Here is a 13768-nt window from a genome sequence, read left to right on the forward strand (position 1 = left end):
GGAGCCGATCGTTTTTTACCAAGGAATTGGGAGAGAACCATGGAGTTAAAGCCCCTCGCCCGCGCCACGGGAGAGGGGTTGGGGTGAGGGGATCAGGCGGTGGTTAGCCTCATCTACCAATAGCCAATAGCCTACAGCCCATCGCCTCATATGCTCTGCGCCTCTGCGTTAAATAGCGCCAAGTTTATGTTCTATGCTCTCTGTTCGATGTTCTTAATCTAAAACGATGCCGCGACACTCGCCAAAGCCAATTTTCAGGCCATCGGTGGTGCCACACCAACCACGGATAATCAGCTCGTCGCCAGCTTGCAAGAAACGCCGTTCCTCGCCGTTGCTAAGGTGAATTGGCTCCTGCCCACGCCACGTTAATTCCATCAAACAGCCACGTGAGTCTTTGCTTGGGCCGGAAATTGTGCCACTGCCCAATAAATCGCCAGGCTGAAGATTGCAGCCATTGCTGGCGTGATGGGTCAGCATTTGGCCAAATGTCCAATACATATCGCGGAAATTGCCAAGGCTCAGCACCTCGGCGGCTTGGCCAGCCGCGCGCATGGTGGCAGTTTGTAGGCTTACTTCAAGCACCACATCAAGGCCGCCAGTGCTGCGATTGGCTGGGCTATCCAAATAGGCTAACGGAGCCGGATCGTCGGCTGGGCGCTCGAAGGCGGGGCAGCGATAGGGCGCAAGCGCTTCGAGGGTCACGACCCATGGCGAGATGCTGCTGATGAAATTTTTGGCCAAAAACGGCCCAAGTGGCTGATATTCCCAAGCTTGAATATCACGTGCCGACCAATCGTTGAGCAAGCAAACCCCAAAAACATGATCTTCGGCCTGCTCAATCTTGATTGGTTGGCCAAGTTGGTTGCCTTGGCCGACCCAAAAGCCCAACTCTAGCTCATAATCGAGCAAGCGACATGGCCCAAAACTTGGCACTGTTGCATCGGGAGCTTTGGTTTGGCCGTGTGGGCGTTTGACCTGCGTGCCACTGACCCGAATCGACGAAGCCCGGCCATGGTAGCCAATCGGCACATATTTATAATTGGGCAACAGCGGATTGTCGGGGCGGAACATTGAGCCAATGTTGGTGGCATGAAAAATCGAGGCATAAAAATCGGTGAAATCGCCAATTGCTGCTGGCAAGGACAACTCGGCCTCTGCTTGAGCCAGCAACAACGGCTCCAACGCTGCTTGCAAACCCGAACCTTGGCGCAACATGCGGCTTAATTGTAGGCGAATGCTATGCCAAACCGCAGGCGTTAAGCTCATTAATTGATTCAGATTGCTGGCCCGACAGGCAGCTAACGTCGCGTGATCTAAATCGCTAAAATGCTCAGCAGCTTGGCTCAAATCGAGAATTTCGCTGCCGATTGCCACGCCAATGCGCCATTGTTCGTTGCTGGATTGGCGGCGAAACACGCCAAACGGTAAATTTTGAATCGGAAAATCGGCTCCAGCTTGGTTGGCGCTCGCTACCCAACTGCGCAACGCTGGATCATGGGTTTCGTTTAACATTAATTGCTTGCTCCATAGGCCAAGGCTGGCTGCTCGCTAAAACTGGCAAATTCGTTAATTGGCTCTTCAAATGAGCACGAACCAAAGGCAATCAGCCCACTCTGACGCACTGCTTGGACATCATCAGCTTCAAACTGCCAATTGCGCCAATCGATTGTTTGTTGACTAAACTTGATTGCACTTGGATCATGCTCAACCAAGGCGGCAAGCACATCGTGATGAGCGGCCTCTGTTTGCAGTAAGGCGCTCGCTAACAAAAGATTAAGATAGCCATACATCCAGCCCTGATCGCTATCCGTTGCATAGGTTAGGCGGTATTCGCCGCGCAACGGGTGATGCAAGCCAGCGGTTGCTTTGTAGGCCACGCCATTGCTGATGCAGGCATGTAAAAAGCGCAAAATGTGCTCTGGCTCAGGAAAAGCAGCGGCGGTGATGCCACCAGTGCGTAATTTGGCGCGTAGCCCAGTGCTGCGCAGGGCAGCAATTAAGCTGCTTGGGTCGGGATCGTGAGGAATTTCAACGAAGACCGTAACATTAGCGGGCTGCGCTGCATGAATTGCTGCAATCTGTTCGAGGCGGTCGGCCTTGATTTCGGCACTATCAATCACCAACCAGCCTTGGTAATGTTGGTTGAGCGCCGGAATTTTAGCAAGTTGGGCTGGATCGTTGACCAAGAGGCTGATCGGCCAAGGCTGGCTTGGTTTGCTGCCAAGGCTGGCCTGCCATTCTGCAAGCCGGCTATAGGGCAAAATAAAACGCGCTAGATAGCCGTGTTGGTTGCTAGAACGATACGTGGCATAGTTGCTGGTGGCTTGATGCATGCTTAAAGCTGCTGGCGGAAAAAGCCCAGCATAATCGATTAAGCCCGTCAACAGTGGTTCCCAAATCGGTGACATAGCCAAAATCCTCCACGTCATTGTGGGACATACGATACACGCTCATACTGCAAGTGTACGTGAATTGAGGATTAGGGGCAAATAGGCTGATCAATTTCCATCGCAAAACCGAGGCGCGGTCTAAATCCAGAGACTGATGTCAAAAGCCTAAAGTTATGGTCAAATAAAGCTAGCCCTAAAATTCAAGCGGCAAACAAGCGCGTGGTGCAAAGGAGCCAAACCTGCAATGGATGAACGTCGATTAGTTCGGGTGAGCAAATATCTGAGTAAACATCTACGCCATCAGCCAGAGCGGTTGGGCTTGACCCTTGAACACGGTGGTTGGGTTGCGGTCGATGCCTTATTAGCGGCCTGTGAAGCCAATAATTTTGCCATTACCAAAGCCGAGCTTGAGCAGGTTGTGGCTCAAAACAACAAACAACGCTTTGGCTTCGACGAAAGTGGCCAAAAAATTCGCGCCCATCAAGGCCATACGGTGACGGTCGATCTCGGGCTTGTGGCCCAACAACCACCAGCAAGGCTCTATCACGGCACGGCCAAGCACAACCTAGCCACGATTTTGCAAACTGGGCTGCGGCCTATGCAACGTCAGCATGTGCATCTTTCGCTCGATCAGGCAACTGCTTTGCAGGTTGGCGCACGCCATGGCCAAGCAGTGCTTTTGATTGTCAAGGCCGCAGAACTCTTCAATGCTGGGCAAGCATTTTTTTGCAGCGACAATGGCGTTTGGCTTACCACTGCCATTGATCCAGCCTACCTGGAGCAAGCGAGTGAGGCTCGTTAGGCGCTTCTGAAGCGGCAGATCGGGCTATGCTATAATACGCCCATCGCGCTTTGGCCACCCATGATCCAGCAACATCAAAGGATTTCCCCGGATGTTTTGGTTCTGCGTGGGTAGATAAGGGACTTGCTCATGCCATTTGTAGACATTCTCTTGCTGCTATTCGTTGTGATTGGGCTTTTTTACGGGTTTTTTCAAGGCATGTTAAAGGTGGGGATTGCGATTATCGTCTTTTACCTGACGATTGTGCTTTCATCACTCTATTTTCGGCCATTAGCCTCATTTATAAGCAAAAATTCGACAACACCATTCCAAATTCTGGAAATGTTATCATTTTTGACTTTGTTGTTCGTTTTGTTTTTTATTCTGCTTGCCGTTGCAAGTTATACCTTTCGGTATCTTAAGGTGGGCGGCAAAGCCCAATTTATCGATAAGGTGATTGGTTCATTCCTTGGGTTAATTCTTGGGGCAATGATCGCCAGTATTTTTGCAATGATGTTGCGGTATTTATTTACAACAAATGTAGCAGCAATCCTCGATTACCCAGCGATGGAATTTTTGCAGGCGAGCACTAGGGCATCAGTTTTAAAAGATGTATTTTTAAATATTATCTTGCCGCTGATTTATGCACCGATTAGTCCAATTATGCCAGAGAGTGCCGATGCATTATTCCGTAGTATTCAACGGTAATCGGGCGGTGCTTGTTGCACTTGCAATAGAAGAAGTTTCGTGATGATATCAGAAGTTGTACTCCAAACCCTTGAATTTGATAAAGTTCGTGATCAGCTTGCACGTCATGCTGCGTTTAGTGCAAGCCGTGAGTTGGTTGCGCAACTCCATCCATCAACCGATGGGCAGTGGATTCTCCAGGCGCAAATTCGTACCAGTGCCGCCCGTGCTTTAATTGAATCGTTTGCCGATGTCTCAATTGGCGGTGCTCGCGATGTTCGCCCTGCGGTAGAACATGCTCGTCGTGGTGGGATTCTTGAGGCGAGTCGGGTGCAAGAGATTGCCTCCACCTTGGCGGCAATGCGCCGCTTGCGTGGCCAAGTTTTACGCAATCATCCTGATTTTGTTCCGTTGCATCCCTTAGCCGAGCAACTGCCAAATTTGGCCACGCTTGAGCACGAAATTGAACGCACAATTGGCCCCGATGGCGAAGTTTTAGATAGTGCTTCTGCTGAATTGGGCCGTTTGCGCAGCGCTATTCGGGTGGCATTTAATCGTTTGCAAGAACGTTTGCAGGCGATTATCAATTCATCGCAATATGCCGATGTGTTGCAAGAGCCAATTATTACCGTCCGTGATGGCCGCTATGTTGTGCCAGTCAAGGCTCCGCAACGCCGCGCCCTGCGTGGGATTGTCCACGATCAATCATCATCTGGCGCAACCTTGTATATCGAGCCATTGGCCACCGTTGAATTAAATAACCAATGGCGCGAGTTGCAATTGGCCGAACGCGAAGAGATTCAGCGCATTCTGGCGGCGCTTTCGGGCAAAATTGCCAGCGAAGGCATGCCGATAATTATTGGGGTAGAGGCAACCGCTGAATTAGATTTAGCCTTTGCCAAAGCCAAATATAGCATTAGCCTGCGTGCGAGCCAGCCATTAATTAATGCGCCAGCCCCTGCCGATGATTTGCATCCAGAATCAACAGTTTCGTTGTTAAAAGCGCGCCATCCGTTGCTCAACCAAGATCTGGTTGTGCCAACCGATGTTTGGTTGGGCGGCCCCACCCAAATGATTATTATCACCGGCCCAAATACTGGTGGTAAAACCGTTGCGCTCAAAACCGTCGGTTTGATGTCCTTAATGGCTCAAGCAGGCATGCACATTCCAGCTCATCAAGGCTCGCGCTTACCCATTTTTGGCAAAATATTTGCCGATATCGGCGATGAACAAAGCATCGAACAAAGCCTCTCCACCTTCTCCTCCCACATGACTAACATCATTCAAATCCTAGATCGGGTAACTCCTGATTCGTTGGTGTTGTTTGATGAATTGGGTGCTGGGACGGATCCGGTCGAAGGCGCAGCCTTGGCGCGGGCAATTATCGAACGCTTGCTGAATGTTGGCTGTCTGGCGATGGCAACCAGCCACTATGCTGAACTCAAGGCCTTTGCCTATAGCACCGATGGAGTTGAAAATGCCTCGGTTGAGTTTGATGTTGAAACCTTATCGCCCACCTATCGGCTTTCAATTGGCTTACCAGGCCGCTCGAATGCCTTGGCAATTGCTGAACGCTTGGGGCTTAAACGCGATCTAATCGAACGCGCTCGGGCTACGATTAGCCGCGATAATGTCCAAGTTGAAGATTTGCTGGCCGCGATTCATCGTGAACGCTCAACCGCTGAAACCGAAGCCGCCCGCGCCTTGGAATTGCGCGAAGATGCAGAGTTAGTCCGCGATCGCTTAAGCCGTGAATTGTACGAGTTTGAACAAGATCGCGAACAGCAATTAGCCAGTTACCAACGCCAACTTGACGAAGAATTGCGCGAAGTGCGCGCCGAATTACGCCGTTTACGTGATGAATTTCGCTCAGTTTCGGTTAGCCGCCAATGGATGGAACAGGCTGAACAACGCCTTAGTCGGGTTAGTGAACGGGTTCCTCAGGCTCCTACTCCACCCAAAGCCAAACCTCCGGTTGTTCCCAAAGTTGCAATTGCCCCTGCTCCTCGCACCATCCAAGTTGGCGATCAAGTCTTTGTGAGCAGCGTTAAGCTTTCGGGCGTGGTCTTGGATTTGGATGAAGAGGCCAGCGAAGCCGAAGTGCAGTTGGGTGGTTTTCGGCTGCGGGTCGATTTACGCGAGTTGCGTTTAGAAAAAGCTGGCACTGCCCCAACCCAAGCGGTGCAAAAATATATGCCTGCTCAGCGCATGATCAATACTCCACCACCGCCACCAAATGTTTCGATGCAGCTTGATATGCGTGGTTGGCGTGCCTCAGATGTGGAAAATCAGCTCGATCACTATCTCAACGATGCCTATTTGGCCAATCTTTCGGAAGTGCGTTTGGTGCATGGCAAGGGAACTGGAGCCTTGCGCCAAGTCGTGCGAACGCTGCTCAAACGTCATCCTTTGGTCGAATCGTACAATAGCGGTAGCCAAGGCGAAGGTGGCGATGGCGTAACGATTGCCAAAATGTCCACTCGTTAACTACTAACAGGGTTGAGTATGCTCAGCCCTGTTGCTATTTTAGGAACCATGCTATGTATATTGTGCCCTTCGACCGAGATAGCTACCAAAGCATTAATCAACACCTGTTATGGCTTAGTTTGCTCAATGCTGGCTGGAGCGTTTGGGAAAACTATCAGCGTTTGCTGCTGACCGATTGGCTTTGGATTGGCGGACTATTGGCTGGCTATACAATCCTGATTGGCTGGCTGCGCACCCAAAGTTTTTATCGCCGCCGCTTGGTCATCGATGGATTGTTGATTGTGCTGAGCATTGTCATTGGCATTATGGGAACGCTGCTTTTTATCAACATAAGCGCAATTGGCTTGCCATGGCCATGGTTACGCCAAATCAGCGGGATAGTTGGATTATTGCTTTGGCAACAATGGCGAATGATTTCGACCGAAGCGCGTTAATCGTGCTGCCAAAGAAGCACTTTTTTGGTATGATCTCTGCAAGCTAGCGATTGTGGTTTTCAGCCAAATCTAGTGTGGGGCCAAGACGGCATGATGTATTCGGCAACGTGGTTACGCCAGCGCCATCGGCGGGTGATGCGTGGGTTACGAACATACTTTGGGGTGCAATTGGTGCTCTCGGTTGGTGGTGCATTGCTACTCTATTGGCTTGGTGAGCGGCCTGTTTCGCCGTTAATCATCGTTAGCGGAATTTTGATTGGGCTTTTGCTGTTGCCGCAGGCGCGGCGTTGGTTGAGCTGGCTCTACATCCCCAGTTTATTGCTCACCGATTTGGTACATGTGACGGCTTTGTTGTGGCTGACTCCCGCCGATGCCTTGCAACGCGGCAGTTTATGGGCTTTGGCCTATATTCCGCTCTTGGTTGCTGCTGGGCGTTGGTGGAGCTATAGTGGCGGCGCAATGGCCCTAATTGCAATGTTGATTGCCGATGCTGCTGTGCTGTTTGGGCGTTTGGCGTGGCGCGATGCCTTGCCAGTCTTTATTTTTCAAGCAGTAACGGCTGCGCTTGGCACATGGGCTGCAGCGCATAACGAATGGCGCACGCGTCGCGATTTGCTGCATAGTGAAGCCTTTAATCTCAGCGAATCGCGCGTCAAAGAGCTAACCAAAAGCTACCAACAAACGATTCAGCAATTGCACAGCCTGCGCGAAGCGCCTGATGCGACGGCAATCGATCAACTGCGCCAACAAATGCACCGCAGTTTGCGCTCGGTTGGCGGCCTGCCATTGGCCCAACGTACCTTGCCCGAAGCCTTGGCCGCCGAATTGCGCACCCTCAAAACCGAAGGCAATTTGAACATCAATTTCACATGTGATGGCCATTTGCCTGTGCTCTCGCCAACTGCGACGGCCTATGTTTGGCGTGCCGCCCAAGAATTGCTCAGCAATGTGCGCGAACATGCCCAAGCTCAGCATTTAAATGTTGAATTATATGGCGATGAGGCGGTTGTGGTTTTGCAGGTGCGTGATGATGGCGTTGGTTTTGATCCTGAGCAATTGCGCAACGATCAGCATTATTCAAGTTTAGCGGCGCTGGCGACCCAAGCCGAACTGTATCGTGGCAACTTCGAATTACAATCGGTTCCGCAACAGGGCACAACAATTACCTTGCGGGTTGAAGGGCAGCATTAAGCCCAAGCCGATGCGCGACTTGGGCTATTTAGCTTATTCTTTGTCGCCTTCGATTGGCAAACGATATTGGAAATTGCTGCGCCGACCAACTGCCTGACCAATAATCTCAATCACTTGCTGGCGATGATCATCGCGATTGACCACATCCAAGTCGTCGGTTTCAATCGTCAGCACTGGACATAATTCAAAACGCCGCAACCATTCATCGTAGCGATTGTTCAAATGGCTCAAATAATCGGCGCTAATATTCATCTCGCTTGGCCGCGCACGTTTTTTGATGCGCTCCAAAAGCGTTGGCACCGAGCCGCGCAAATAAACCATCAAGGTTGGCGGCGTGGTCGATTGGATGAGCGCTTGGTAGAGCTTGCGATAGCTGCGAAAATCGCGATGGCTCATAATGCCCTGCTCCAACAAACCCTTGGCAAACACCTCGTAATCCTCGTAGATCGAGCGATCCTGAATTAGTGAGATCGGCGTATCGGCGATTTCGCGTTGTTGCTCGAAGCGCTGAGCCAAAAACCACATTTGCGAATGAAAGCCCCAGCGATGTTTATCTGCATAAAAATCATCGAGATAGGGATGATCGGCCACAAATTCGTAGTAGGGCTGCCAGCCAAACGCACCAGCTAACGTCTCGACGAGGGTACTTTTGCCCACCCCAATATTGCCAGCGACGCTCAAATACAAATGCTGGCCGAAAAATGTATGTCCCATTGTGCTTCAATCCTTGTTCACATGCGAATTGTTGTTCTGCAACCAGTCCATTATAAAGTCAGAAATCAAAAGTCAAAAATCAAAAGGATGAATTATGAAGGATGAGGAATGAAATCAAAAGTCAGAAGTCAGAAAAGAACACAGAGCATAGAACACAGAGCATAGAACATAGAACATAGAACATAGAGCATAGATGTACTAGCTCATTGGGTTGGCAACCATGTCTCCTCACCCCCCAACCCCCTCGCCCACTGAACGCGGGCGAGGGGGAGCCACCGTTTTGAATGAAGAATTGCGGGAGAACCACGCGTTTAAAGCCCCTCGCCCGCGCCGTGGGAGAGGGGTTGGGGTGAGGGGATCAGGCGGTGGTTAACCTGATGAATCAGTACACAAAGAGCATAGAACATAGAGCTTTTAACGCAGAGGCGCAGAGGATGGGTGGCTATTGGCTGAGGGCTATAGGCTATCGGACTATTTTGTGGTACGTCAATAATTCCCGATAGCCTATAGCCTATAGCCTTCGTATCCTTCGCGGTTTCAGGCTTCGTGGTTCAAATAGTATGCTATGTGACTGACCCCTGACCCCTAACCTCTGATCCCTCGTATGCTATTTGACAAGGCTGATGGGCACTGCTATAATTTTCAGCGCACATCAGCCGATGTAGCTCAGTTGGCAGAGCAACTGTTTCGTAAATAGTAGGTCACGAGTTCAAGTCTCGTCATCGGCTCCATACAATCACTCGCTTCGGCGGGTGATTTTTTTATTCGGCCTTGGCGGGCCTGAAACCTTCGCCCAAGACTTCGACTGCTTCAGTCATCACCACAAACGCCCGTGGATCGATGTTGTAAATCAGTTTTTTGAGAATTGCAATTTCTGCTTGGCTGATCACACACATCAACACCGCTCGTTCTTCGCCACTATAGCCGCCCCGCCCTTCGAGCATAGTCACGCCCCGATCAAGATCATGCAACACTGCATCGCGAATCGCTTCTGGTTTATTAGAAACAATCAAGGCTGAACGGCCATCGCTAAAGCCTTCCAACACAATATCGATCACGCGGGTTTCGATAAAGGCCAGCAACAAGGCATACAGCACTGGCGTTGCGCCATAAATCCAGCCTGCTGCGCCGAAAACTACGACGCTGGCAATCAACATCGATTGGCCTGGCCGAATGCCACGCCATTGTTGCAACAAGCGGGCAACAATATCCACCCCGCCAGTTGTGCCGCCAACCCGCAACACCAAGCCTGTGCCGATGCCGCTCAGTACAGCTCCATACGCGATATAGAGCAACGGCTCGCGCTGCACAAACTGACCTACTCGATTGGCCGTCAAATCAATAAAGACTGAAAGCATAACCGTCGCGAAGACGGTACGCATGCCAAAAACAAAGCCGCCCAAGCGCTTCAAGCCGATAATAAACAGTGGAATGTTGAGCGCCAACGAGGTTATCCCGATTGGCAGGCCAAACAAGGTTTTGAGCATGGCCGCAATCCCTGTGACCCCACCAAAAATTACATTGTTTGGTTCGAGAAATATATTCAAGGCGAGCGCGATACACAATGTACCAATCGTCATCACCAAATAATCACGCAGAATGCCGGGAATTTGTTCGCGGCGAATAGCTAAACGGTGCATAAACCCCTCAAGATGCTGATAACCAACCAAAAAGACCACCTCAATTAGGTGGCGCATCAATGACTCGCTATCAGGGTAGCTGTTGATGTCGCTATCCTACCGCGAAACTATTAATTTTCCAACCCATAGCCCTATACCATTAGTCCTCAGCATGGAAAGGATGAAGGATGAATTATCAAAAGTCAGAAGTCAGAAGTCCAAAATCAAAAAAGAACATAGAGCAGAGAGCATAGAACAAGGATGAAGGATGAATTATGAGGGATGAAAACAAAAGTCAAAAGTCAGAAGTCAAAAGTCAAAAAGAACAGAGAGCAAAGAGCAAGGATGAAGGATGAGGGATGAAAGCAAAATCAGAAGGCAAAAATAAAAGAGAACATAATCTTAAGCATCTGTGCCAATTTGTGGCTAAAAAACAAACTTTTGTGTAATTCGTACAATTCGTGGCTAAAAAGCTTCGTGAATCTTCGCGCTCTTCGTGGTTAAACCAAATCCTTGGCCCCGATCCCCAAGATTTACAACGGCAAACACAAGGTCAACAGCGTGCCAGCGGTTGGCTGGCTTTGAATCGAGAGTGTGCCATGGATTAGCTGCGTGCGTTCGCGCATGCTGGTGAGGCCAAAACCCCCGCTAGCGGTTTGCTGAACCGTGGCCAGTTCAAAGCCTTGGCCATCATCGCTGACCGTAATTTGCAATTGGCCCGCAGCAACTGTTGAGCGAATTGCCACATGCTGGGCTTGCGCATGCTTCTCAACATTACTCAGCGCCTCATTGACCACCCGCAGCACCTGAATCGCCATCTCGCTGGGCAAGTTAAGCTCCTGCCCATCGTGGCTATATTGGCTTTGAATATTGGTGCGCTGATGAAAAGTATCCACCAATTCGGCCAGCACATCGTTGAGTACCCGCCCATCAATCGCTGGCGCAGATAAATTCCAGACGCTGCGGCGCAAATCGTGCAAGGCTGCCAAGGCCAAATCGTAGGCTTTTTGCAAGCGAATTTGGGCTTTTTCTGGCTGATGCAGGTTGCGCATGCCAGCCTCAATTTGCAAACGCAAGCCAGTTAATTGCTGGGCTAGCGTATCGTGAAAATCGCGCGCGAGGCGGTTGCGTTCGGCGAGGGTGGCCGAGAAGCGGGCTTGTTCGTAAAGCTGAGCATTATAAATTGCCAACGCAGCTGCATCGGCAAATGGCTGAAGCGCTTGGCGCAAGGCTAAATTGGCTGGCTCAGCACTCCAGCAGGTCAAACGCCCAATTACTTCGCCCTTGGCATGCAGCGCTATTTCGAGGCTATGTTGGTTTGGTTCGGGGCTGCCAATGCTGGTCGCGATCCTCCATTCGTGATCTTCGCGCAACGCAACTGTTACCGCTTGAGCATTAGCGAGGGTGCGGCCTGCCTCGGCCACTTGGGCTAAAACCCGACTTAGTTCTACTTCGCTCGATAACGCAGCGGTGCTGGCGCTGAGTTGACGTAAATAATCACGTTCTTGGGCCAATTCTTGGGCTAGTTGCTCAACTTGGTGGCGGGTCAAGACCGATTGATTGGTCACATAGCCAAACAAGGTGACAAATAAGAGCAAAACAATCTGGCTCGATAAGCCAGAGAAGCCCATACTATTGAGTGGCAAGCCCGCTAAAATAAAACAGACACTCATCAAAATAGAAATAAAGCCTGCAATCACCAGGGTTTTGGGCAATGGGTAGGTTCCGGCAATAAACACCATTGGTACCATAAAGGCAATTGGTTGGGTCGTAAAATCGCCGCTGATTAATTGCATTAAGGCTGCAAGGCCAAAAACTACGCTAATTAACAATTGTGGATAGCGCCGCATGCGCAAACAAAACGCGGTTTCGGCCCAGAAAACCCGTTTGAGTAAAAAATAACAGCTGCCTGCGGCAATATACACTGCTAAGTGCCAACCATACAGGCTGCCATTGCTGACCCCAATGATCAGCGGCACGATACAGGCCACCAGCCCTGCGATAATTCCCGACCACGATAAACTCTGGCCGTGAATCCGATCTTGCTGGGTTTGTTGTTCAGTTGTGGTTGATTCCGGGAGCATCATAAAAACCATCTACTCGGCTAAATCGGCCTCAATACTATAGCATTCTTGCCCAGCCCAACCCCTAGCCCATAGCATAGGCGAGGGGCTTGCAATGCACTCAATGGTTGAGCCTAATTGCTGGCAGTATTGCCCAATGGGTTGGGCTTGGACGCAAAGCCATAGCGTTGATCAAGCTTTTTGCCCACATACGGCAAGATAAAGAATGGCAAGGAAACCTCAGCCGCAAAGATCAAAAAGGTAATTTCAATCCCCATGCGGGCAATTAATTGGTTGAGGGTTGCGACACACACAAAGGCATACGATTGGCTCATCCATTGATAGTGCAAGCGCAACCAGCGCCGCCCCAAGCGTTTGCGAAAGAAGATTACGCCATAGGCGAAGGCCGCAGAAGCCATGCCCAAGCCATTGAGTACGTCTGGCGCAGTAATGCCTTGGCGGCTAATAATAATGCCAGTGCTAAATAACGTGACCCAGCCAAGCAAATAGCCTTTGCCAATCCAGCGGTGAATTTTTGTGCCATTTTGCCAGCGATAGGCTGCCAAGCCCGTGCCCAGCGCCACCAGTGCTCCAATAATATGCAAAACCAGAAACATTGCCACACCTCACCAGTAAAGAACTAACATTTCAATACCAGAAGTTTAGCAATGTGCGCGGGTTAGGCCATCAGTACTAAGTGTTACAGCTAAACTAGATCAAAAGAACTAGCCGAAGTTAACCATAATGTTGCCTACTATTGTGTGTCGGGCAATGCTATCGTATGCCTAGTGCTCGCTTTTACTCCACGAGGAACCTAGCGATGGATACAGCCCTGCCCCTGATTGCAATTCGCGATATGTATAACCAGAGTTTACCGTTTGGCTCATTATGGCGCGATCAAGCGGCGCTCTTGGTTTTTTTGCGCCATCCAGGCTGCGCGGTGTGTCGCAGCAATTTGCTTGATTTGTATGAGTACACCACGGCGTTTCGCATGTTGGATATTAATTTGGCAGTAATTACGATGGCTGAGCCAGCAGCAGCCCAAGCCTTTGCGCGGCTCTATCGCTTGCCAATTCCAATTTATAGCGATCCTGAGCGCCAGATTTATCGGGCAACTGGCTTTGGTGAGGGGAGTTTGTATCGCGTGGCCAGCCCACAGGTGATGTTGCATCAGGCTTGGCAATTTTTGCAGGGACATTGGGTTGGGGGTGGGCAGGGCCAATCATTGACCCAATATGGCGGTCACGCCTTGATCAAAGCTCGCGCAACCGCCCCAAGTTATATTCACGTGGCCGATCCCATCTATCGCTACCCAGCGTGGCAAAGTGTGTTGGAATATAGCCAACAGCGTTTTTATGCCAGCGAAGATATTGCACCCACGCTGGCTCGCCAATTGGCCTAG

12 protein-coding genes and 1 tRNA gene are annotated in these 13768 nt (G+C 50.5%); 7 read left to right on the plus strand and 6 right to left on the minus strand.

Going from position 1 to position 13768, the window contains the following annotated elements:
* Nucleotides 1-213: 213 nt before the first annotated feature.
* Both fahA and ACFMKP_RS19070 read right to left on the minus strand, forming a co-directional pair.
* On the minus strand, nucleotides 214-1512 hold the full coding sequence (gene fahA, locus ACFMKP_RS19065; protein WP_382294121.1) for a fumarylacetoacetase: 1299 nt from the start codon (nucleotides 1510-1512) through the stop codon (nucleotides 214-216).
* A complete protein-coding gene (locus ACFMKP_RS19070) occupies nucleotides 1512-2408 on the minus strand; it encodes a hypothetical protein (protein ID WP_382294123.1) in 897 nt (298 codons plus the stop codon). The genes fahA and ACFMKP_RS19070 overlap by 1 nt, the downstream gene beginning before the upstream one ends.
* 226 nt (nucleotides 2409-2634) lie before the next feature.
* Here ACFMKP_RS19070 and ACFMKP_RS19075 point away from each other — a divergent pair, with 226 nt between their 5' ends.
* From ACFMKP_RS19075 to ACFMKP_RS19095, 5 genes are all read left to right on the plus strand, one after another.
* Nucleotides 2635-3192, plus strand: a complete 558-nt coding sequence (locus ACFMKP_RS19075) for an RNA 2'-phosphotransferase (RefSeq protein WP_382294125.1) — start codon at nucleotides 2635-2637, stop codon at nucleotides 3190-3192.
* A gap of 129 nt (nucleotides 3193-3321) precedes the next feature.
* Entirely contained in the window at nucleotides 3322-3879 is a 558-nt protein-coding gene (locus ACFMKP_RS19080) for a CvpA family protein (protein WP_382294127.1), read from the plus strand.
* A gap of 42 nt (nucleotides 3880-3921) precedes the next feature.
* Nucleotides 3922-6345 carry an endonuclease MutS2 gene (locus ACFMKP_RS19085; RefSeq protein ID WP_382294171.1) on the plus strand — a complete coding sequence of 808 codons (2424 nt, stop codon included), beginning with the start codon at nucleotides 3922-3924 and terminating at the stop codon, nucleotides 6343-6345.
* 53 nt (nucleotides 6346-6398) lie between these two features.
* Complete coding sequence (locus ACFMKP_RS19090) at nucleotides 6399-6779, plus strand: hypothetical protein (RefSeq protein ID WP_382294129.1); 381 nt, start codon at nucleotides 6399-6401, stop codon at nucleotides 6777-6779.
* A gap of 90 nt (nucleotides 6780-6869) precedes the next feature.
* Entirely contained in the window at nucleotides 6870-7970 is a 1101-nt protein-coding gene (locus tag ACFMKP_RS19095) for a sensor histidine kinase (RefSeq protein WP_382294131.1), read from the plus strand.
* 33 nt (nucleotides 7971-8003) lie between these two features.
* Here ACFMKP_RS19095 and ACFMKP_RS19100 read toward each other — a convergent pair whose 3' ends face one another.
* Entirely contained in the window at nucleotides 8004-8684 is a 681-nt protein-coding gene (locus ACFMKP_RS19100; RefSeq protein WP_204753400.1) for a deoxynucleoside kinase, read from the minus strand.
* Nucleotides 8685-9339: 655 nt separating this feature from the next.
* Here ACFMKP_RS19100 and ACFMKP_RS19105 point away from each other — a divergent pair.
* Nucleotides 9340-9415 (plus strand) — tRNA-Thr (locus ACFMKP_RS19105).
* 30 nt (nucleotides 9416-9445) lie between these two features.
* On the opposite strand, the gene ACFMKP_RS19110 is transcribed toward ACFMKP_RS19105, so the two are convergent.
* The 3 genes from ACFMKP_RS19110 to ACFMKP_RS19120 form a co-directional block, all read right to left on the minus strand.
* Nucleotides 9446-10324, minus strand: coding sequence for a YitT family protein (locus tag ACFMKP_RS19110; protein ID WP_382294134.1), 879 nt, complete (start codon nucleotides 10322-10324; stop codon nucleotides 9446-9448).
* A gap of 512 nt (nucleotides 10325-10836) precedes the next feature.
* Nucleotides 10837-12390, minus strand: coding sequence for a histidine kinase (locus ACFMKP_RS19115; RefSeq protein WP_382294136.1), 1554 nt, complete (start codon nucleotides 12388-12390; stop codon nucleotides 10837-10839).
* Between the two features lie 110 nt (nucleotides 12391-12500).
* Nucleotides 12501-12983 (minus strand): DUF2306 domain-containing protein, encoded by a 483-nt coding sequence (locus tag ACFMKP_RS19120; protein ID WP_382294138.1) that lies wholly within the window; start codon nucleotides 12981-12983, stop codon nucleotides 12501-12503.
* A gap of 203 nt (nucleotides 12984-13186) precedes the next feature.
* On the opposite strand from ACFMKP_RS19120, the gene ACFMKP_RS19125 reads away from it, so the two are divergent.
* A complete protein-coding gene (locus ACFMKP_RS19125) occupies nucleotides 13187-13768 on the plus strand; it encodes an AhpC/TSA family protein (RefSeq protein WP_382294139.1) in 582 nt (193 codons plus the stop codon).

This window comes from Herpetosiphon sp. NSE202 (assembly GCF_042688385.1).
In the GTDB taxonomy this organism is placed as follows: Bacteria; Chloroflexota; Chloroflexia; order Chloroflexales; family Herpetosiphonaceae; genus Herpetosiphon.